General features: G+C 58.0%; 19 protein-coding genes. 13 read left to right on the top strand and 6 right to left on the bottom strand.

Annotation, left to right across the window (positions count from 1 at the left end):
- Positions 1-8 precede the first annotated feature (8 nt).
- Together rsxA and metG are read right to left on the bottom strand one after the other, a co-directional pair.
- Positions 9-590 carry an electron transport complex subunit RsxA gene (gene rsxA / locus ACNSOI_RS11820; protein WP_058090326.1) on the bottom strand — a complete coding sequence of 194 codons (582 nt, stop codon included), beginning with the start codon at positions 588-590 and terminating at the stop codon, positions 9-11.
- Between the two features lie 24 nt (positions 591-614).
- Entirely contained in the window at positions 615-2651 is a 2037-nt protein-coding gene (gene metG / locus ACNSOI_RS11815) for a methionine--tRNA ligase (protein WP_342630630.1), read from the bottom strand.
- 180 nt (positions 2652-2831) lie between these two features.
- Between metG and apbC the strand changes: the two genes are divergently transcribed.
- From apbC to ACNSOI_RS11795, 4 genes are all read left to right on the top strand, one after another.
- On the top strand, positions 2832-3932 hold the full coding sequence (gene apbC / locus ACNSOI_RS11810) for an iron-sulfur cluster carrier protein ApbC (protein WP_420194102.1): 1101 nt from the start codon (positions 2832-2834) through the stop codon (positions 3930-3932).
- 300 nt (positions 3933-4232) lie between these two features.
- Positions 4233-4799 (top strand): dCTP deaminase, encoded by a 567-nt coding sequence (gene dcd, locus ACNSOI_RS11805; protein WP_011784457.1) that lies wholly within the window; start codon positions 4233-4235, stop codon positions 4797-4799.
- Positions 4796-5395, top strand: a complete 600-nt coding sequence (locus ACNSOI_RS11800) for a YjaG family protein (RefSeq protein ID WP_106693700.1) — start codon at positions 4796-4798, stop codon at positions 5393-5395. The genes dcd and ACNSOI_RS11800 overlap by 4 nt, the downstream gene beginning before the upstream one ends.
- A 65-nt stretch (positions 5396-5460) precedes the next feature.
- A complete protein-coding gene (locus ACNSOI_RS11795) occupies positions 5461-6732 on the top strand; it encodes a valine--pyruvate transaminase (protein ID WP_420194101.1) in 1272 nt (423 codons plus the stop codon).
- 23 nt (positions 6733-6755) lie between these two features.
- On the opposite strand, the gene ACNSOI_RS11790 is transcribed toward ACNSOI_RS11795, so the two are convergent.
- The 3 genes from ACNSOI_RS11790 to purM all read right to left on the bottom strand — a co-directional run bounded on the left by ACNSOI_RS11790 (position 6756) and on the right by purM (position 9301).
- The gene (locus ACNSOI_RS11790; protein ID WP_152438400.1) at positions 6756-7505 is read right to left on the bottom strand and encodes a DUF3108 domain-containing protein; all 750 of its coding nucleotides are present in this window, start codon (positions 7503-7505) and stop codon (positions 6756-6758) included.
- A 72-nt stretch (positions 7506-7577) separates the two neighbouring features.
- Entirely contained in the window at positions 7578-8240 is a 663-nt protein-coding gene (gene purN / locus ACNSOI_RS11785) for a phosphoribosylglycinamide formyltransferase (protein ID WP_420194100.1), read from the bottom strand.
- Positions 8237-9301 (bottom strand): phosphoribosylformylglycinamidine cyclo-ligase, encoded by a 1065-nt coding sequence (gene purM / locus ACNSOI_RS11780; RefSeq protein ID WP_072677039.1) that lies wholly within the window; start codon positions 9299-9301, stop codon positions 8237-8239. The genes purN and purM overlap by 4 nt, the downstream gene beginning before the upstream one ends.
- Positions 9302-9534: 233 nt before the next feature.
- Here purM and ACNSOI_RS11775 point away from each other — a divergent pair, with 233 nt between their 5' ends.
- The 5 genes from ACNSOI_RS11775 to ACNSOI_RS11755 are packed head-to-tail and all read left to right on the top strand — an operon-like array spanning position 9535 to position 13244.
- Positions 9535-10794, top strand: a complete 1260-nt coding sequence (locus ACNSOI_RS11775; protein WP_420194099.1) for a DUF2066 domain-containing protein — start codon at positions 9535-9537, stop codon at positions 10792-10794.
- A gap of 26 nt (positions 10795-10820) precedes the next feature.
- Entirely contained in the window at positions 10821-11375 is a 555-nt protein-coding gene (locus tag ACNSOI_RS11770; protein WP_152439649.1) for a CDP-alcohol phosphatidyltransferase family protein, read from the top strand.
- Entirely contained in the window at positions 11372-12070 is a 699-nt protein-coding gene (hda, locus tag ACNSOI_RS11765; protein ID WP_420194098.1) for a DnaA regulatory inactivator Hda, read from the top strand. The genes ACNSOI_RS11770 and hda overlap by 4 nt, the downstream gene beginning before the upstream one ends.
- Positions 12071-12109: 39 nt before the next feature.
- Entirely contained in the window at positions 12110-12907 is a 798-nt protein-coding gene (locus ACNSOI_RS11760) for a ParA family protein (protein WP_152438396.1), read from the top strand.
- Positions 12908-12917: 10 nt separating this feature from the next.
- Positions 12918-13244 (top strand): YqcC family protein, encoded by a 327-nt coding sequence (locus ACNSOI_RS11755; RefSeq protein ID WP_420194097.1) that lies wholly within the window; start codon positions 12918-12920, stop codon positions 13242-13244.
- A gap of 21 nt (positions 13245-13265) precedes the next feature.
- Here the strand turns inward: ACNSOI_RS11755 and nadC are convergent, their stop codons facing one another.
- The gene (nadC, locus tag ACNSOI_RS11750; protein ID WP_420194096.1) at positions 13266-14105 is read right to left on the bottom strand and encodes a carboxylating nicotinate-nucleotide diphosphorylase; all 840 of its coding nucleotides are present in this window, start codon (positions 14103-14105) and stop codon (positions 13266-13268) included.
- Positions 14106-14329: 224 nt separating this feature from the next.
- Between nadC and ACNSOI_RS11745 the strand changes: the two genes are divergently transcribed.
- From ACNSOI_RS11745 to ACNSOI_RS11730, 4 genes are all read left to right on the top strand, one after another.
- On the top strand, positions 14330-16651 hold the full coding sequence (locus ACNSOI_RS11745; RefSeq protein WP_420194095.1) for a DUF1631 domain-containing protein: 2322 nt from the start codon (positions 14330-14332) through the stop codon (positions 16649-16651).
- Between the two features lie 168 nt (positions 16652-16819).
- Positions 16820-17368: a 1,6-anhydro-N-acetylmuramyl-L-alanine amidase AmpD gene (ampD, locus tag ACNSOI_RS11740; protein ID WP_420195721.1), complete on the top strand. Its 549-nt coding sequence runs from the start codon at positions 16820-16822 to the stop codon at positions 17366-17368.
- Positions 17369-18256: a regulatory signaling modulator protein AmpE gene (ampE, locus tag ACNSOI_RS11735; protein ID WP_342630621.1), complete on the top strand. Its 888-nt coding sequence runs from the start codon at positions 17369-17371 to the stop codon at positions 18254-18256.
- A 115-nt stretch (positions 18257-18371) separates the two neighbouring features.
- A complete protein-coding gene (locus ACNSOI_RS11730; RefSeq protein WP_286250364.1) occupies positions 18372-20402 on the top strand; it encodes a methyl-accepting chemotaxis protein in 2031 nt (676 codons plus the stop codon).
- The last annotated feature ends 19 nt before the right edge of the window (positions 20403-20421 follow it).

Here is a 20421-nt window from a genome sequence, read left to right as displayed (position 1 = left end):
CCGCTCCGTCAGACCGCAACCAGGCCAGTGAAACCCAGGAATGCCAGCGCCATCAAGCCTGCGGTGATCAAGCCGATAGACGCCCCCCTGAAGGCCACTGGTACATCCGACACGGCAATCCGCTCCCGCATGGCGGCAAACAGCACCAGCACCAGCGAGAAGCCTGCAGCAGCGCCGAAGCCGTACAAAACCGATTCAACGAAGTTGTTGTTCTTGTTGATGTTCAACAGGGCCACGCCAAGCACCGCACAGTTGGTAGTGATCAGCGGCAGGAAAATGCCCAGTACGCGGTAGAGCAGGGGACTGGTCTTGCGGACCACCATTTCGGTGAACTGAACCACCACGGCAATCACCAGGATAAACGTGATGGTTCTCAGGAACGCAAGATCAAGGGGTTCCAGCAAATAGGTGTAAGCCAGGTAACTGCACACTGATGCAAGAGTCAGCACAAACGTGGTGGCCAGGGACATACCCATGGCGGTTTCCAGCTTGCCGGAAACCCCCATGAACGGACACAGCCCCAGGAACTGCACCAGTACGAAGTTGTTCACCAGAATGGTACTGACCAGTATCAGCAAATACTCTGTCATCGGAGTGTCTCTGCCTGTTGCTGCTTACATGACCCGCATGCCGGGCGTGGCACCGGAATCGGGCGACAGAATGAAAATCTCTTTACCCCCGGGGCCTGCCGCAAGGACCATGCCTTCGGACATGCCGAACTTCATCTTCCGGGGTTTCAGGTTGGCCACCATCACGGTCATACGGCCTTCCAGATCTTCCGGTTTGTAAGCTGACTTGATACCAGCAAACACATTGCGCTCGCCATGCCCCACATCAAGAGTCAGGCGAAGAAGCTTGTCTGCGCCTTCCACATGTTCTGCTTTGACAATCTTTGCCACGCGAAGATCCACTTTGGCGAAATCCGGGAACTCAATTTCATCGGCAACCGGCTCCAGATCCGGGGTCGGTTGTTTATTGGTGTCGCCCAGCGCCGCTGGCAACTCTTCTTTCGAGGCATCCAGCATTTTCTCGATCTGAACCATGTCGACCCGGTTCATCAATGGCTTGAACTTGTCGATACCATGATCTTCCAGAAGTTCATGGCGGCGATTCCAGTTCAGCCGGTCATTCAGGAACGACTCGGAGGCCTGGGCCATCTTGGGCAGTACCGGTGCCAGGTAGGTGATCAGCAGGCGGAACATGTTGATGGCGTTGGTGCAGATGGCCTGTAGCTTGTCATCCTGGCCTTCCTGCTTGGCGATCACCCACGGCTGCTCGTCGTTCACATACTGGTTGGCAATGTCGGCCAACTCCATGATCCGGCGCATCGCTCGGCCGAACTCGCGGGTTTCGTAGAACTCGGCGATCTGTTCGCCCGCATCGATAAACTCTTTCAGCTTGTCCTGTTCGGTGACCTTGCCCAGCTTGCCGTCAAAGCGCTTGGTGATGAACCCGGCGCTGCGGCTGGCGATGTTCACCACCTTGCCCACCAGATCCGAGTTCACCCTGGCAGCAAAGTCTTCCAGGTTCAGGTCCATATCATCCACACCGCCAGTCAGCTTGGCGGCGAAGTAATAGCGCAGGTATTCCGGGTCCAGATGGTCCAGATAGGTGCGGGCCATAATGAAGGTGCCGCGGGACTTGGACATCTTCTTGCCGTTGACCGTGACAAAGCCATGGGCCCAGACCGCCGTTGGCGTGCGGAAGCCGGCATCGTGGAGCATCGACGGCCAGAACAGGGCGTGGAAATTGATGATGTCCTTGCCGATGAAGTGGTACACCTCGGCGGTGGAATCCTTCTTCCAGAAATGCTCGAAATCAATGCCTTCGCGGTTACACAGGTTCTTGAAGCTGGCCAGGTAACCGATAGGTGCGTCCAGCCAGACATAGAAATACTTGCCGGGCGCGTCCGGAATTTCGAACCCGAAATAGGGCGCATCCCGGCTGATGTCCCACTCCTGAAGGCCCGCATCCAGCCACTCGGCCAGCTTGTTGGCCACCTGCGGCTGCAGGGCACCACTGCGGGTCCACTTGCTCAGGAAATCGTGGAACTCCGGCAGCTTGAAGAAATAGTGCTCGGATTCTTTTTCCACCGGGGTGGCACCAGACACCGCAGAGCGCGGATTGATCAGCTCGGCAGGGGTGTAGGTGGCGCCACAGGCTTCGCAGTTATCGCCGTACTGATCTTCCGCCTTGCACTTGGGGCATGTGCCCTTGATGAAACGGTCCGCCAGGAACATCTGCTTTTCAGGATCATAGAACTGGGTGATATTGCGGGTGGCGATATTCCCGTTCTGCTGGATCTGGCGGTAAATGTACTCGGAGAAAAACTGGTTCTCCTCCGAATGGGTGGAATAGTAGTTGTTGAAACGGATATGGAAGCCGGCGAAGTCTTCCTGATGCTCCTGACGAATCCGGTCAATCAGCTGCTCCGGGGTAATCCCCTCACGCTCGGCCCGCAACATGATGGCGGTGCCATGGGCATCGTCGGCGCAAACGTAGTAGCAGTTGTGGCCACGCATATTCTGATAGCGCACCCAGATATCGGTCTGAATGTATTCCAGCAGGTGCCCCAGATGAATGGGCCCGTTGGCGTAGGGCAGGGCGCTGGTAACCAGGATATCGCGCTGTTGCTTGCTCGCTTGCGTCATGGTGATGTCCGAACCTTATGTTGAGTCGGGTTGGAAAGACAAAAACGGGGTTCCGGCGACAATCGCAATTGATTGTTCCAGGTAAAGACCCCATATGGTCAGAAACGGGCACAGATGATACCTTCCAAGCCATCATTTTTCACCTGCATTCAAGCTTATGAGCTTATTCCGGAGACCCCGATGACCCAGATTTCCCAACAGGCCCTAGAAACCGCCGTCAAAGAATACCGAGACCCCTATCTCAACAAGGACCTGTACGCACTGGGTGCCGTGAAAAACCTGACCGCAGACGACAACGGCAAGGTCACCCTGATGGTGGAACTGCCGTACCCCTCCAAAGGCATCGCCGGCGGCCTGAAACAGATCATCGCCAACGCCCTGGAATTTGTGGATGGCGTGGAAAGCGCCGAAGTCCATGTGGCCCAGAAGATCCACAGCTACAAAACCAACAAAGACCTCCCGGCCGTACCCGGCGTAAAAAACATCATCGCCGTGGCCTCTGGCAAAGGCGGCGTCGGCAAATCCACCACCGCCGTCAACCTCGCCCTGGCCCTGCAGGCCGAAGGCGCCCGAGTCGGCATCCTCGACGCCGACATCTACGGCCCCAGCATCGGCATGATGCTCGGCGTACCCGAAGGCAAACGCCCGGACGTGCGAGAAAACAAATACTTCGTCCCCATGCAGGCCCACGGCCTGCAAGCCAACTCCATGGCCTTTGTCACCACCGACAAAACCCCGATGGTCTGGCGCGGCCCCATGGTCAGCGGCGCTGTGATGCAGCTGCTCCAGCAAACCCTGTGGGATGAACTCGACTACCTCATCATCGACATGCCCCCCGGCACCGGCGACATCCAGCTCACCCTGGCCCAGAAAGTCCCGGTCACCGGCGCCGTCATCGTCACCACCCCCCAGGACATCGCCTTGCTGGACGGCAAAAAAGGCATCGAAATGTTCCGCAAAGTTGAGATCCCGGTGTTGGGCGTGGTCGAAAACATGAGCGTGCACATATGCTCCAACTGCGGCCACGAAGAACCCCTCTTCGGCCACGGCGGCGGCGAACGCATCGCAGAAGAATACGAAACCACCCTCCTGGGCCAGCTCCCCCTGCACATGACCATCCGCGAACAAACCGACAGCGGCGCCCCGACCGTCGCGGCTGAACCGGATTCCGAAGTGGCAAGGCGGTATCTGGATATCGCCAGAAGGGTGGGGGCGGAGTTGTCTACCCGGGAGCGGAACCTTGGTGGGACTATCTCCAGTGTTTCTGTAACGGAACACTGAGCCGCCTGTTCAGTTAGTCTTGCCCTAAGCCTGTCTGATTAATCAGGCCCGTCGTAAGGCGATTCCTGAGCAGTCTGCGTAGAGGAAGTGAGGGGCGCTTTCCAAAAATCTCGGAGGCCATGGATGGCCGGAGCGAAGCGCACATGGATGTGCTCGTAGCGTTTTTTGGAAAGCGCCCCTCACTTCCTCTGACTCCAAGCTCACAGGCTACAGCGAGCACGAACGCCGAGGCTTCGACAGTCACCGAAGTACAAGGTAAACTACGCCCCAATTTTTCCCAGCTGGAAACGAGAATTCACCATGAGCATCAAATCCGACAAGTGGATCCGCCGGATGTCCGAACAACACGGCATGATCGAACCCTTCGAAGCCGGCCAAGTTCGGGAAAGCGAAAAGGGCCGCGTCATCTCCTACGGCACCTCAAGCTACGGCTACGACGTACGCTGCAGCAACGAATTCAAAATCTTCACCAACGTCCACAGCGCCACCGTAGACCCAAAGAACTTCGATGAAAACAGCTTCGTCAACTACACCGGCGACGTCTGCATCATCCCGCCGAACAGCTTCGCCCTGGCGCGCACCGTGGAATACTTCCGCATCCCCAGAAGCGTACTCACCATCTGCCTGGGCAAAAGCACCTACGCCCGCTGCGGCATCATCGTCAACGTTACCCCGCTGGAACCAGAGTGGGAAGGCCAGGTAACCCTGGAATTCTCCAACACCACCAACCTGCCAGCGAAAATCTACGCCAACGAAGGCGTCGCCCAGATGCTGTTCTTCGAATCCGACGAAATCTGCGAAACCAGCTACAAAGACCGCGGCGGCAAGTACCTTGGCCAGACCGGCGTGACCCTGCCCAGGACATGAACGCCAACCAGTTTCTTAAAGCCGTCTCACAACTGCAGGGCTGGCGCGAATGCGCCTTCCTGCTGGCCCTGGCCGAACGGGCCTTTCCCAACTACGCCCTGTTCGCTGATGCCGTCGGCATGAAAAGCGGTGGCAAAATGCGCCAGCTGCTTGACCTTGCCTGGGACACGCTCCAGCAGGAGGCCACCGAAGCGGCCATCCCCCAACTGCTCACCAAGCTCGAAAGCCTGAGCCCCAACGTTGACGACTACGACGCCTACGGTGTGTACCCGGCCTTCGACTTTTGCCAGTTGCTCGAACAGGCACTGCTCAACCGCCTGAACCCCAACAAACACCGGGCAACTGACGCATCCCAGCTGGCCACCAGGACCATTATGGACTTCGTCGAAATGTCCGAGGGTGAAGAGCTGGATGAAGACCAGCTGGTACGCCTTTTTGAACAGCACCCGCTGCTCAAGGAAGACAAAATCTTCCAGCGTGACACCGTACTCGCGCTCAAGCGCCAGCGCACGCCACTGGAAGACTTTATCGCCGAACTCAAGGCGGATGCCGCCAACGACGGCGTCAGCAATCTCGGTATTTCCCTCGATAGCTGAGCCGTTCCGGCTCACGCTACACTTATCAGCTACCTATTGAATTGCCTGTTGAACGGATAAGCGCCATGAAACTCTCTGCTTTTGGTCGTAAGTTCACCGCCGACGCCGGTATCACCTCCCTGATGGATGACCTGGGTAACGCCATGGCCTCCGGTGAGGGGATGATCATGATGGGAGGCGGTAATCCCGGGCATATTCCCGAGATTCAGGAACGGGTGCAGGAAATACTGGCGGGCATCGCGGCAGAGGAGGGGCAGATGCGCCGGCTGGTAGGGATTTATGATCCCCCCCAGGGTGAGAAGCAGTTTATCGCCTCGCTGGCGGAGTTGCTGAACAAGGAATACAACTGGGGGCTGAAGCCCGAGAACATAGCGCTGACCAATGGCAGTCAGGCGGCGTTCTTCATGCTGTTCAATATGTTTGGCGGCGACTATGGCGATGGGCAGCGCAAACACATCCTGCTGCCCCTGGCGCCGGAATATATTGGCTATGCCGATGCTGGTATCGAGCCCGGTCTGTTTCAGGCGGTCAGGCCCGACATTTCCTTCACCGACGCCCATGAGTTCAAATACAGGGTCGATTTCGATGCCGTGGAAGTCACCGGTGAAACCGGGGCTATCTGCGTATCCCGGCCCACCAACCCGACCGGCAATGTGGTCACTGATGAAGAGCTGGCAAGGCTCGAAGGCCTGGCCCGGCAGCACGATATTCCGTTGATTGTCGACGGCGCCTACGGCACACCGTTCCCCAGCCTGCTTTTTGTGGACGCCCAGCCCACCTGGAACGAGCAGATCATTCTTTGCCTGAGTTTGTCCAAGCTGGGTCTGCCGGCGGCTCGCACGGGTATCGTGATCGCGGCGGAGCCGATCATCAAGGCGCTGTCTGGCATCAACGCCATCATGAACCTGGCGACCGGAAGTTTTGGTGCCATGCTGGCGGAGCCATTGGTGCGGTCCGGTGAGATCCTGTCACTGAGCCGTGATGTGGTTTGTCCGTTCTATAAAGCCAAGATGGAGCGGGCTGTGGAGGTTTTTCGTGACGCCATGGGTGAGGACAGTTGCCGCTGGTACATCCATAAGCCAGAAGGCGCGATGTTCCTGTGGCTGTGGTTTCCTGATCTGCCGATTTCCAGCCTGGAGCTGTATCAGCGGCTGAAGCAGAGAGGGGTGCTGGTGGTGTCTGGCCACTATTTCTTCCCGGGCTTGCCGGAAGATGACTGGCGCCACCGTCACGAATGCCTGCGCGTAACCTACTCTCAGGACGACGCACAGGTGGCAGAAGGGCTGAGGATTATCGCAGATGAGGTAAAAGCGGTCTGGGCGGAAGCCGGCCGCTAGGGCCGGAGCCGCCCGAGGGGTAATCAGTCCCGAATGGTCGCGTCTTTCAGCTTCAGCTCGTATTCGCTGCCATCCGGCTCCACCTGCAGTAATCTGAGCAGCAGGTGGCCCTGGTTCGGATCTATCCACATCAGCGTCTGGCGCTTGGAGTCCTCGCCTCGCACCTTTTCCACCTTCAGGGTTTGTGTTGTCTGGCCATTGGTGTTGATGGTGCTGTCGTCGTCAACAACCGCAAAACGATCCTCGTTATAACGGCCTTTATCAATGATGTTGTAAGTCAGGTCCCGTTCACCGGCTTTCAGATCCTGGTGCATCTGCAGCTGGAAGCCCAGTGGGTCCAGGGCCCCGTCCTTGAGCTCCAGCTCAAAGGATTTGCCTCGGTACTTCCCTGTTGCAATACCTGTCTGCCAGTCGAAATCTATGGACTGTTCCCGATTCCGAATCATCAGGCCTTTGAGGCTGTAGCGGTAGCGAAGCGGAACCACGCGGTCATCTTCCCAGAGAAGGACCACCGATTCGTCTATATCTGCAATAAACGACCTTACCTGTGTGCGATACAGCCAGACATTATTGCCCTGATCGGTCAGGGTGCGCGTACCAGCACCGCTGAGGCTGATGCCTTTTGACATGGACGCAGAGTAGGTGGCCTCGTGGGGGAAGAGGGCTGGGGTCGTGTCTTGAGTATCGGCTGCGGCAACCGTTAACGAGGCCAAGCCGAACCAGAGTCCGGCCAGCCAGGTAACGATGCGCGAGGATGCTCTGAGTGTCTTCATCCGGAGCCTCTTTCACTGTAGGTGTTTGCGACAGTGTAGCTTTTCAAAAGCCCGAGGGGGATGACAATCTGTTCAGCTGGCGGGTAAGCGCATGGGTTGTGACAGGGGGGCGCCATCAAAGAGCGCGCCGTCACTCGCCAGTTGAATCCGGCCTTCACAGAACCAGCGAACCACGATCGGGTATAGCACGTGCTCCTGTTGCTGAACCCGCTCCGCCAGTGAGTCAGGCGTATCGTTTTCCAGCACGGCTACCTCGGCCTGGGCAATCACCGGCCCGCCGTCCAGTTCTTCGGTTACGAAGTGGATGGACACGCCATGCACCCTGTCGCCAGCCTCCAGTACCCTCTGGTGCGTGTTCAGGCCGGTATAAGCTGGCAGCAGGGATGGGTGAATGTTCAGCATCTTGCCGCGGAAGGCCCGAACAAAGTCTTTGGTCAGAATCCGCATGAAGCCTGCCAGCACAATCAGATCCGGGTTGTGGCGGCGGATCTCGGCCATCAGGGCACCGTCGAATTCCTCACGGCTGCCGTAGTCCTTGTGATTGATCACAAAGGTTTTGATGTTCGCCTGGGCTGCCCGTTCCAGGGCAAAGGCACCGGGTTTGTTGCAGCCTACGGCCACAATGTCGCCCGGGAAGTCCCTGTTCCGCGAGGCGTCAATCAACGCCTGCAGGTTGGTGCCGCTGCCGGAGGCCAGTACCAGGATGGTCGGGAGTGGCGCGGGATCAGCCTTCATGCCGTGAGTAATCCCGGTGCGTAGCGCACTTTAGGCTCATCATCGGCTGAGCCGGCCGCTTCAATGACGCCTACCTGCCATACTTTCTCGCCCATGGCGTTAAGGGCATCCATGGCCAGCTCTTTCTGGTCGGCGGGAACGCAGACAATCATGCCAATACCGCAGTTAAAGGTGCGGTACATTTCCTCACTGGCGACACCGCCGGAGTTTTGCAGCCACTGGAATACCGGTGGCAGTTCCCAGCTCTGGGTGTCGATGGCTGCAACGGTGCCAGCCGGCAGCACTCTGGGGATATTTTCAGGCAGGCCACCGCCGGTGATGTGAGACAGGGCCCGCACGTCCACTTCACGAATCAGTTGCAGTATGTTCTTCACGTAAATGCGGGTGGGCGCCATCAGCGCGTCAGCCAGGGTGCTGTCGCCCATGGGCTGGCTCAGGTCGGCACCGCTGACTTCAATGATCTTGCGAATCAGTGAGTAGCCGTTGGAATGAGGGCCGGAAGAGCCCAGGGCCAGCATCACATCACCCGGCTGGGTGCGGCTACCATCGATGACTTCGCTGCGCTCCACAATGCCCACACAGAAACCGGCCAGGTCATAGTCTTCGCCTTCGTACATGCCGGGCATTTCGGCGGTTTCGCCACCCACCAGTGCACAGCCAGATAACTCGCAGCCCTTGCCGATGCCATCCACGACCTGGGCGGCAATATCCACGTTCAGCTTGCCGGTAGCGTAGTAATCGAGGAAAAACAGGGGCTCTGCGCCGCCTACGATCAGATCATTCACGCACATGGCGACCAGATCAATGCCGATGCTGTCGTGCTTTTCGAGTTGCATGGCCAGGCGCAGTTTGGTGCCAACGCCGTCGGTGCCCGAGACCAGTACCGGCTCCCGGTAACCGGCCGGGATGGAAACCATGGCGCCGAAGCCGCCAAGCCCGCCGAGGACTTCGGGGCGGCGGGTACGGGCTGCCGTGTTCTTGATGCGGTTGACCAGATCGTTACCTGCGTCGATATCAACGCCGGCATCGCGATAGGTGAGGGAAGGCTTCTGTTCGCTCATGGAAATGTAACCGTTGGCCTGTGGGTCAGGCGGCGGATTTTAACAGGTGCGCACGGGCGCTCCAACCGGAATTCGGCAATGCGTGCAAATATTCAGGGTACATCATTGCCAACCTGCAACGGGGCCTTGCTACTCTCGCATGTGGTGATGGTGTATCCTGTGCGCCAATCATGGGAACGGCAGGGTGTTACATGACTGGAACGGAAAAAAATGACGTTCGGACTTTCCGGGCAATGACTCTGTGGCTGGTAATGGCCGGGGCATTGTCAATGCTGTTGGCCGGGACTGCGTCGGCAGTCACGGTGTCGGGATTGTATAATATTGAGGTGGCGGTCGACGGTACTGGCCCAAATGATCTTCAGGCAGGTTATGCCGAGGGTTTGCGGCGGGTTATGGTCAGGGTTTCGGGCACGCGGGACGTACTGCAACTTGAGGGCGTAGACGATGTGCTCAAAGACGCAGAATCCCTGCTGCTGTCCTACCAGGTACGTCGTGAGCGTGGCGAGTCCCGGTTGCAGATGAGCTTCGGGGCGGTTGGCGTCAATCGCGCCCTGGCTTCGATTAATGCCCCGGTCTGGGGCGCCAATCGCCCGCTCACACTGGTTTGGGCTGCGATTGAAGACCGCGGTGAACGCAAGCTGCTGACGGCAGCAGCGGATGACGGCGCACAGGGTGACAGCGCCGTTGCGGATTGGCGCAGGGCATTCCAGGCGGCAGCGGAAGAGCGCGGCTTGCCCCTGGCCTTCCCGCCGCAGAGTGTCCAGGGAGACCGGGCGCTGCTGTCGGATCTCTGGGGCCAGTTTGTGGGCCGCATTAAGGAAGCATCGTCGGATCTGTCTCATGATGCCCTGGCATTGATGCGTGTTAGTCGCTCTGGTGGTCAATGGCGCGCAGGCTGGGTCTTCGACGGTATGAGCATGGATGCCTCTGAACAGTCGGTGACCGCGGCAGACCCGGAAGAACTCGCCCGGCGTGCTGTTGGTCGCTGGGCCGATGCATATGCCAGCCGCTACGCGGTTGCTGCCGGCGAGGTAGGTGAGGCGCCGCGTGTGGATATCGTTCTGGAGGGGGTGAATTCCCTAGCCGACTACGGCAATGTCGGAAAAGCGCTGAACAGCTTTACGCCAGTGGTGTCTGTCGGCGCCTCCCGAGTGCGTAACGAGCGTATGACCGTTCAGGTGACCTTTACAGGCGAACTGGACCAGTTGAAAGAGTACATTGCGCTTGATCCCCGCTTTGTGGTCATGGAGGGGCAGCCAGAGGAAACTGCACCTGCACCGCGTAGTGCGACCTCAGTAGCGCCAGTTGCCGAACCGAACGGTGCTGAGGAACCGGGCGAGGCCGGCGACCAGTACCCGGAGGGTGCCATGTTCGTTTACCAGCCACTCGATGACGGCGACGAACAGGATGCCGAGCAGGCGTTCGAATCCCTGTACCAGGTGCTTTACTATCGCTGGCAGCCGGCTCCGGTTGTCCGTGGTGGCGGCAGCTAGGCGACGGCGGAGGTCTGCGCGTGACTTTGCAGCGTTGGCGATGGATTCCCAATGCCCTGACATTCCTGCGGATACTGCTCATTATTCCGTTCGCGTGGGCATTGCTGGAGGGGAATTATCGCCAGTCGCTGTTGATTTTCTTTCTTGCTGCCGCAACTGATGCTTTGGACGGCTTTCTGGCGCGGCAGTTTAATTGGCGTTCCCGGCTCGGAGCAATTGCCGATCCGCTGGCTGATAAGGCATTGCTGATCACCGCTTACCTGATGCTGACCATCACCGGAATTATTCCGCTTTGGCTCTTCGCACTGGTACTTGGCCGCGATCTGGTCATTGTCGGCGGTGCATTGATGTATCACTATGGTGTTGGCCGTTTTGAGATGGAGCCGAGTATTCCGGGCAAGATCAATACCTTTATTCAGATTCTCGTGGCGTTGGCGATTATCATTCTGATGGCGGACCTGCCAATGCAGCCCTGGGTAATGGACGTTGGTATATGGCTGGTTGCCTTGTCGGCCATATTCAGCGGCTGCCATTACATTCTGATTTGGGGTGCACGCGCTTGGAGAGCCAAACGCTCATGACCACGTCACAGATGGTTCTCGGGGTGAAGCTCCGTGACGACGCCCGGTTTGATAACTTCCATGGCGATCGCAATCAAGATGCGGCGCTCCGGCTGGAGGCGGTTTGCACGCAGCCGGCCGGAGCACCTGTTGTGGTGATCTGTGGTGACTCCGACACTGGCAAAAGCCATTTGTTGCAAGCGGTCTGTCATTTTGCCGAGCAGCGGGGCCAGAGCGCTGTGTGCATCAGTATCGGTGAGTTGATGCCGTTTGGGCCGGAGGCGCTTGCGGGATTGGAAGGGCATGATGTGGTCTGCCTGGATGATCTTGACCTGATCGCGGGTGATGCTCACTGGGAGGAGGCCGTTTTCCATCTGTACAACCGGATTCTGGACCGCCAGGGGCTGTTGATGGTGACCCTGTCGGAGGTGCCGGCGGCGTTGCCGTTTGGTCTCGCTGACCTTGGTTCCCGGCTGGCACACGGCTTATTGGTTCAGCTTGGTGTTTACCGGGATGAAGACCGGTCAAGAATTTTGATGGCCAGGGCCGAGCAGCGTGGTCTGGTGATGAGCGATGATGTGGCCGGATTTATCATGCGCCGGGCTCCGCGCCGCCTTGGTCAACTGCTTGGGATTCTGGACACACTGGATGAGAACTCCCTGCAGGCCCAGCGGAGATTGACCATTCCGTTTGTGAAGTCGGTAATGGGATGGTAGTGACGGATTTATAACGATAAAGGCCATTGGAGAGACGACATGAGACGGGTTGTATTCAATCAGAAAGGCGGTGTGGGTAAGTCCAGCATCACCTGTAATCTGGCGGCGATCAGCGCGGCCCGGGGCAAGCGCACCCTGGTGGTGGATCTGGATCCGCAAGGTAACTCAACACACTATCTGCTGGGCAAGCCGGCGTCTGAACTGAAAGATACCGCAGCGGACCTTCTGGAGCAGACCGTTGCCTTCAGTATGTTCACCCGCCGCCCGGATGAGTTTGTGCATGCCTCATCTTTCAATAATCTGTTTGTTCTGCCGTCCAGCCCGGAGCTGGACTTCCTGGAGCGCAAACTCGAAGCCAAGCACAAGATCTACAAGCTTCGTGAATTTCTGAAAAAGCTCAGCGAATCTTTCGATGAGATCTACATCGATACCGCGCCCGCCCTGAATTTCTACACCCGCTCGGCTTTGATTGCGGCTCAGCGGTGTTTGATTCCTTTCGACTGTGATGATTTCTCACGTCAGGCGTTGTACAACATTCTGCATGAAATCAAAGAGCTGCAGGAAGATCACAATCAGGAGTTGGTGGTGGAGGGTATCATTGCCAACCAGTTCCAGCCGCGTGCCAGCCTGCCCAAGCAGCTGGTGAAAGAACTCACGGAGGAGGGGTTGCCAGTGTTGCCGGTGCGGCTATCCAGCTCGGTAAAAATGAAAGAATCCCATCAAAGCCGGCAGCCGCTCATTCACATGGCGCCCAAGCACGCCTTGACCCGCCAGTTTGAAGACCTGTACCGGGTATTGCATGGTGAGTCGGTTGAACTTGAGCCCTTGGCCGACTGATCAGGTGACCATGAGTAATCGAGTGGATCAGGTAACCGATAGCCTGTTGAGAATCGAGATTGAGCTCCGGCGGATGGACGTCTGGGAAGCGAGCCCACCACCGGAGCATGCATTCCAAAGTACCCAGCCGTTTTGCCTCGACACTATGGAGTTCACCCAGTGGCTGCAGTTTGTCTTCTTGCAGAAGATGAAGGCGCTGGTGGAGGCGGGGCAACCGTTACCCACGGTGTCTGGCATTGCGCCCATGGCGGAAGAGCATTTCCGGGGGCGGGCGCAGTCAGGCCAGCGCCTTGTTGAGGCGCTGGAAGAGATGGACCGGTTGTTGTCTGGTCGTTGAGTTCGACTCCAGGCGGTGGAATCAGTCCAGCCGCATGGAGAGGTCGATCGCCCTGACGTCTTTGGTCAGGGCGCCGATGGAGATGTAATCCACCCCGGTTTCCGCCACTGGTACCAGTGTCTGGGCATTGATGCCGCCGGAAGCTTCCAGTTTTGCCTTGCTGGCGGTAATTCGCACGGCTTCAACCATGTCCTCAAGCGAGAATTCATCCAGCATGATGATGTCGGCGCCCGCGCTCAGGGCCTGATTCAGCTCGTCCATCGATTCCGTTTCTACCTCCACCGGGCGGCCCGGTGCAATGCGCCGGGCTTCACTGATGGCGTTGGCAATTGAGCCGCAGGCGGCAATGTGGTTTTCCTTGATCAGAAAGGCATCCCACAGGCCCAGGCGGTGATTGTGGCAATCCCCGCATGTGACCGCGTACTTTTGCGCCAGTCGCATGCCCGGCAGGGTTTTCCGGGTATCCAGTAATCGCACTCCGGTATGGGCGACCTTCGCCGCGTAGGCTGCGCAGGTGGTGGCAACGCCAGACAGTGTTTGTAGCCAGTTAAGGGCGGCTCGCTCTGCGGTCAGGAGTGATCGGGCCCGGCCCGCCATCCGGAAGATAACGTCATCGGCCGCCAGATCATCGCCGTCTTTGAAAAACCAGGTCAGTTCAACTGCCGGGTCCACCTGCCGGAATACTTCTTCAACCCAGGCTCGTCCGGACAGGCGTGCCGGTTCGCGAGTGATCACCCGGCCGGTTGCGGTTTTATCCGCCGGAATCAGCATGGCGGTAATGTCGCCATCACCAATGTCCTCGCGAAGGCTTTGGGCAACGGATTCAATTCGGGCCTGGCGGAGCAGTTCAGGGGCAATCATGTCGGGTTTCCGGCGGTCTGGATGAGTTGAAATCTGCGAGCCCGGCAATTCTACTGCCAGCCTGCCGTTTCGCAAAATGCCCTGGCCAATAACTGCTAAAATGTGACGCAGGTCGTTGTTACACAAAAGGTGACAAATTCTGACACAAGGTGACGATGATCGGCCGTATCATGTCATTAATAGAAATTCCTAGCGGTATTGCCGATCAACACCGGAGCATCTCCATGGCGCACGATAACAAGGTTGTCCATTTATCCGGCCAGAAACCGGTGGGCCGGTTTTCGCTTCCGCCTGCTCTTATACGGTTACGTGACGCATCCGGTCAGTCTCTGAAATCTGTGCTGGGGTCTTTCTTCGAGCAGGCAGACGACAGTCTGTTCGCCCTTGCGGATCGGGCTGGTTCTAATCAGGACCAGACAGCGTACTTCGATGCCATGCGGGAGCTCAGACTGCGCCGCAAATCCATGGCGGTCTCGATGCTTCAGTATGTCAGCCAGGCCTTCAATGAATTTGGGCGCTTCAAACCCTCGCACTCCGGCTCTGCCCTTGAGGAAGTCGATCAGGATTCCCTGAGCCTTCTGGATCACTCAGAACTGGAGCAACAGGTCGCCATTGATAATCTGGTGACCAAGCTGCGCAATCGCTACCAGGAGCCGGTTCGGATGCTGGCCGCTCGGGTGCGCCACCTGATGCCCGAGATTCAGATGTCTGATGATCAGATGCCCCTGAGCCCCGAGGTTATCTGTGGCGGAATCGCCGAGGCCTGTTCTGACCTGGATATCGATATTCGTGCCAAGCTGGTTGTGCTCAAGCTTTTTGAGCGCCTGCTGGTGGACAAACTCGCAGCCCTGTATGACCAGGCCAATAAAACTCTGATAGCCGAAGGCGTGTTGCCCGATATGCGCCGGGCACCTGTCGGCGGTTCGTCGCCCCAGCCAAAGAGGCCGGTGCCACAGGCTGGAGCCCCGGCTTTGTCGCCAGGACAGGCAGGTGCCGAGCAGGGGGGGAGTGGTGCTGCCAGTTTTCCCACGTTTTCGGAATTGAGTGCGTTGCTGCATCAGGGAGAGACATCTTCCGCCACAGGCAGTCTGTCCGCGAGTGGCGTGACACTTGATACTGGCGGGTTGATGGCCCGGCTCAGTGATCTGCAAGGTTCTCTCACCCAGGTATCCGGGGTAGAAGTGGTGCCATTGCGCCAGCAGATTGTCTCGGTCCTGCAGGAGCCCGGCGGCAAGAAAGCGACGTTGGGCCAGGTTGACGGCGATGTGGTCAATCTCGTATCAATGCTGTTCGATTTCATACTGGAAGATCGGCAATTGCATCCGGTGATGAAGGCGCTGATCGGGCGTTTGCAGATTCCGGTCCTGAAGGTTGCCCTGAGCGATCGTAATTTCTTCAATCGGGGCGGTCATCCGGTTCGCAAATTGTTGAATGAACTCGCACTGTCGGCGATAGGCTGGTCCGAAAAGCGCCAGGGCATGCGGGACCCGCTCCGGGAAAAAATTGAAGAAGTGGTTGATCGTGTCCTGAATGAGTTCACCGACAATGTCGAATTGTTCGAGGAGTTGCTTAAGGATTTCGGCCACTTTATGGATCTGGACCGGCGCCGTCGTGAGCTGGTTGAGCAGCGTCTTCGGGACGCTGAGGAAGGTCGGGCTCGCCAGGAACGTGCAAGCCAGGCGGCCACCAAGCTCATTCAGGAAGAAACAGCCGGCCGTGATATACCAGCTGCGGTGATGCAGATTCTCAGCGAGCCCTGGACTCGTTACCTGCAATGGGTGGTACTGCGTCAGGGCGAAGAAAGCGAGCAGTGGCAATCCGCCTGCGCGGTCACCGAGCGCCTGATCTGGAGTGTGGACCCAAGGCCGGTATCGGATGAAACCCGCTCTGAGCTGCTTCGGGCAATACCGGAGGTGGTCGAGGACCTTCGCAGTGCTTTGCAGGAAATTTCCTGGGACCCGTTCTCAACCGACGCTGCCATTCGTGACCTGGAACTGGCTCACGTTGATGTTTTCCAGAAACTGGTAACGGCACCGGTCAGCGACGCCCAGAAGGTGCCAGAAGACCATGCCATGGCCGAAGAGGAGCTGGATCAGCCGGAGCAAATGCTGGCGTCTCCGGAACCTCAGGTGGATGCCGGTGCCCCAGAGCAAGTCGCGCAGCCTGAAATCGAACCGGTCGTGGCGGAGAGCGTTCAGAGTGACGCGCAGCCGGCAACGGAAGCGCCGGTGGCTGCTGAAGAAACGCCGTCTGCTCCGGTTGTTGCGGCGGAATGGCTGGCCCGGGCGGATCAGCTCCGGGTTGGCTCGTGGATCGAGATGGTGCGCGATGATACCCGTGTGCGCTGCAAACTGGCGGCCTTCATCAAGGCAACCGGCAAGTACATTTTTGTCAATCGCAGCGGCGCCAAGGTGGCAGAGTACCATCGGGATGATCTGGCGGTGGCGCTGCAGGAAGGTGTTATTACGCTTCTCGACGACGGCCTGATTTTTGACCGGGCGCTGGAATCCATCATCGATAACCTCCGCCATAGTCGAAAGGATTGAAGGCGCGAATCCGCACCGTTCCATCCATAGCATCCACCGTCGCTTTGTGATTCAATCGATTGAACATCATAAAGCGACAGTGGATACGCCTTGCCAATCTCTGACCCTTTCAATCAAGACTGCAAACATAACAACGACCCCCTCTCCAGCCAGGCTGAACAGTTAAGACTGACCGGCCGTTACCCTGGCAGCCGATGGGTGCCCTCGCCGAATTTTGGCGCAAGGCCTGAGGGTTCTGCCATTTCCCTGCTGGTGGTTCACAACATCAGCCTGCCTCCCGGGCAATTCGGGGGAACGGAGATTGAAGACTTTTTCTGTAACCGGCTTGACCCAGCCGCCCATCCCTATTTTGAAACCATCGCCGCCATGCAGGTCTCCGCTCATGCCCTGGTACGTCGTGATGGTTCCGTTGTGCAGTTTGTCAGTTGTTTGGACCGGGCGTGGCATGCCGGCCGGTCCTGTTTCGACGGCCAGGAAGAGTGCAACGATTTCTCTATCGGTATCGAACTGGAGGGGGCAGACGATATTCCCTATACGCCCGAACAGTACCGGACACTCGCAGACATGGCGCGGTTGACCATGATGGCCTGGCCCAAAATCAGCGCCGAGCGCATTACCGGCCACAGCGATATTGCGCCTGGCCGGAAGACCGACCCTGGTCCAGCGTTCGACTGGCGGCATTTTTCCCAGCTGTTGGCCCATGAGGAGATCGCCTGAATGGTGTTTGTCGTGTTTCTTTTGGCCTACCTTATTCGGCGTCAGCTGGATAGCCGGAACCGGCTTGATGGCGACGTGCTTTGGCGTGCCTGGTTTCACCGGGGCGCGAAAATCCAGGCCGGAAAGGAGGATGCCATTACCTCCGGGCTGATCTGGGTTCTGCTGCCCGGCCTGGCGTTGGTGGGCGTTGTGTGTCTGCTGGAATGGTATGGGTTCAGGCTGGCGGCCTATCCGCTGGAGCTGATCGTGCTGGTGTTGCTGATGGGAGCGCCGGGTTGGCGGCACCAGTTACGTGACTATTCGGAAGCCTGGAGCCGGGGCGACATGCAGGCTGCCTGGCGACATATCCAGAACCGGTTGCCACCGGAAGAGCGGGGCGCTGCGCTGTCACCAGAGGCCATGCATCTGTCGTTATCCAAGGCTCTGGTGATCGGGGTTTTCGAGCGGTTCTTCCTGGTGGCTTTCTGGTATGTGGTGGGTGGAATAGGTGCAGCCCTGGTTGCCCGTGGCCTGGTGGCGTTGTCTGAGCAATGGCCGCAGCAAGCGGCCCGCGCCCGATTCCGCACCCTGGCCAATCTGGCCAGCTGGATTCCTGCACGCCTGCTGTCCTGCACGCTGGGGCTGGCCGGTGATCTCGCGGGCTGGTCGAGGGAAGCGAAGAAAGTCCTGCCCGGTTTTGGAAGAAAAACCTCGGAAGTCCTCATGATTTCCGCAAACGGGTCGTTAACCGGTTATGCGCTTGATCCCGCCCAGTTCGCGCGGTTGCACCCGGACGAGTGGACAAGTTTTGGCGGGCGTAGCCTGGCGGCCATACGGGGATTGTTGAACCGAAGCATGCTGGTGTGGATCTGCGTTGCCGCGTTGCTGGTCATTGCCGGGGTGGTCTGAGGAGTGTCATAAAACATTACAGAATAACACTTAAAGGTGATTAAGTTTTTCCGACCTTGGGCGATAATCAAACAAAGAATAAAGATTCAGTTATTAGAATCAGCGAGAGGGCACCGTGAAATATTTGATCAATCCAGCTGTTAGCCTGATGAATCGGCTGCCCATGGTCTACAAGTTCAGCCTAATCAGCATCTTGTTCCTGGGCCCGATCATTGTCCTGTCGTGGTTGGTTATTTCCAGCCTCAATCAATCCGTTCAAACCATGACTCGCGGTATCGAGGGCCTTGCCGAACTTCGCAAGGTAGACCAGCTGTTGTCTTCATCTATGGCTTACCGCGACTACCAGGCGCCGGGTGTGCTCAAGGATGAAGACGAACTCCTGGGCAGGGCAGGTGAGGCTGCCGAGAAGATTGATGGCCTGCTTTCAGACCTTGCTGGGCACAACCGCTCGTTCGATTCCTCTGGTTCCTGGAAGGATCAGGTTCTGGCCTTGCAGGCGGAGTGGGAGCAACTGAAGCAGGACGACAACTACCAGGGCAACATAGACCCACAGTTCAAGTATTACCACGAGTTTGTTCAGAAGGTGCTGGCCCTGTTGCCGGCTACGATTGAAATTTCGGGACTTGGACAAGACGCCTCGCGGGAAAATCTGTTGCTGCTTGGGCTGGTGCGTAATGCGCTGCCTGAGGCGAGGACCGTTGTTGGCAGGGCCCGATCTTACGGTATCTTTGCCCTGGTGGATGGCCAGGTGGGTTATAACCTGAGCGAGATTTTGAATGAAATCTATGACCAGCTGACCAACCGCAGCTCCCTGTTGTCGCCTGCCTTGTCGGTTGCGGTTGAAACCTCTCCCAAGCTGTCAAGCAGGGCCGGCGGCGCTGTGACGCGGGTCGATGAAAGCCTGATGGCGCTGCGCGAGCAACTGGACCTGAACATCATCACCCCGATGCGCCTGGAACAGCCCTGGCAGGAATTTGACGCCACCGTATCCTCCCAGCTGGACTACTACGATTCACTTAATGACAGCATTTTCAATGTGGTTTCTGGCAACCTTGAACAGCGACTGCAGCGGGAGACCGGCCAGCGCAGGTTGATTGTAGGGGCTCTGATCGGCGTGATGCTTCTTGTGGTGTACCTCTACATCGGCTTCTTTATGTCAGTAAGAACCGCCATCAACCGGTTTAGTGAGGCGGCTCGCAGCGTCGCCGCTGGTGATATGACGGCGCACATCCAGCTTAACAATCGTGATGAGCTGGGCGAGCTGACCACCGAATTCAATAATATGACGGACCGGATTGCCGAACTGATCCGCTCTGTCAGCGGGACCACGAATGATGTTGACAGTCAGGCGGTGAGGGTTAACGAGACTGCAGCAGCCAACAGTGAAGCGGTTGCCCGCCAGATGGAAGAGACCGGCCAGATAAACGAAGCCATGGGGCAGATGGTGGAGGCGGTCAACGAGGTGACTGAGAGTGCCCATCGGGTAGCGGACAGCGCCGGTAGCGCAGAGCGTGATACCGAGACGGGCCGACAGGTTGTGGCGGCTACCGTGCAAACTATTAACCGTCTTGCGGAAGAAATCGCTGGTGCGGTAGCGGTGATAAACAGGGTCAGTTCAGACAGCGACAACATCAGCCAGGTATTGGTCGAGATCAAGGCCATAGCCGAGCAGACCAACCTCTTGGCTCTGAACGCGGCCATTGAAGCGGCCCGGGCCGGTGAACAGGGTCGGGGTTTTGCGGTGGTGGCTGATGAGGTGCGTTCACTGTCTCAGCGCACCCACAAATCGACTGAAGAGATTGAGGGTATGATCTCGCGGCTGCAGGGTGGTGTTAAAGAGGCGGTTTCTGCCATGACCTCCAGCCACGATGCCACGGAGCAAACGGTTCAGAAATCCGGCGAGGTGACAGAAGCCCTGGACCGCATTGCTTCGGGTATCTCCGAGATTGTCGACATGAGCCACCAGATTGCTCAGGCCGCAGAAGAGCAGTCTGCGGTGGCCAAGAATGTGAATGCCAACGTGGAGCGTATCGGCGAATTGGGGCAGAGCACCGCTTCCAACGCCGAAGAGACGCTGGCGTCTTCCCGCCAGATGTCGGAGTTGACGGCATCGCTTCAGCGGCTGGTAGAGGCGTTCAAGGTATAAGGCAGTTGCCTATGATCAG

The sequence above is a fragment of the Marinobacter sp. GH_1 genome (assembly GCF_048595985.1).
Lineage (GTDB): Bacteria > Pseudomonadota > Gammaproteobacteria > Pseudomonadales > Oleiphilaceae > Marinobacter > Marinobacter shengliensis.
This window is presented reverse-complemented; position numbering and strand designations above follow the sequence as displayed.

Bases quoted from the DNA above. Each gene is read 5' to 3' on its own strand.
- rsxA (WP_058090326.1), bottom strand. From the start codon at position 590: ATGACAGAGTATTTGCTGATACTGGTCAGTACCATTCTGGTGAACAAC.
- metG (WP_342630630.1), bottom strand. From the start codon at position 2,651: ATGACGCAAGCGAGCAAGCAACAGCGCGATATCCTGGTTACCAGCGCC.
- apbC (WP_420194102.1), top strand. From the start codon at position 2,832: ATGACCCAGATTTCCCAACAGGCCCTAGAAACCGCCGTCAAAGAATAC.
- dcd (WP_011784457.1), top strand. From the start codon at position 4,233: ATGAGCATCAAATCCGACAAGTGGATCCGCCGGATGTCCGAACAACAC.
- ACNSOI_RS11800 (WP_106693700.1), top strand. From the start codon at position 4,796: ATGAACGCCAACCAGTTTCTTAAAGCCGTCTCACAACTGCAGGGCTGG.
- ACNSOI_RS11795 (WP_420194101.1), top strand. From the start codon at position 5,461: ATGAAACTCTCTGCTTTTGGTCGTAAGTTCACCGCCGACGCCGGTATC.
- ACNSOI_RS11790 (WP_152438400.1), bottom strand. From the start codon at position 7,505: ATGAAGACACTCAGAGCATCCTCGCGCATCGTTACCTGGCTGGCCGGA.
- purN (WP_420194100.1), bottom strand. From the start codon at position 8,240: ATGAAGGCTGATCCCGCGCCACTCCCGACCATCCTGGTACTGGCCTCC.
- purM (WP_072677039.1), bottom strand. From the start codon at position 9,301: ATGAGCGAACAGAAGCCTTCCCTCACCTATCGCGATGCCGGCGTTGAT.
- ACNSOI_RS11775 (WP_420194099.1), top strand. From the start codon at position 9,535: ATGACTCTGTGGCTGGTAATGGCCGGGGCATTGTCAATGCTGTTGGCC.
- hda (WP_420194098.1), top strand. From the start codon at position 11,372: ATGACCACGTCACAGATGGTTCTCGGGGTGAAGCTCCGTGACGACGCC.
- ACNSOI_RS11760 (WP_152438396.1), top strand. From the start codon at position 12,110: ATGAGACGGGTTGTATTCAATCAGAAAGGCGGTGTGGGTAAGTCCAGC.
- ACNSOI_RS11755 (WP_420194097.1), top strand. From the start codon at position 12,918: ATGAGTAATCGAGTGGATCAGGTAACCGATAGCCTGTTGAGAATCGAG.
- nadC (WP_420194096.1), bottom strand. From the start codon at position 14,105: ATGATTGCCCCTGAACTGCTCCGCCAGGCCCGAATTGAATCCGTTGCC.
- ACNSOI_RS11745 (WP_420194095.1), top strand. From the start codon at position 14,330: ATGGCGCACGATAACAAGGTTGTCCATTTATCCGGCCAGAAACCGGTG.
- ampE (WP_342630621.1), top strand. From the start codon at position 17,369: ATGGTGTTTGTCGTGTTTCTTTTGGCCTACCTTATTCGGCGTCAGCTG.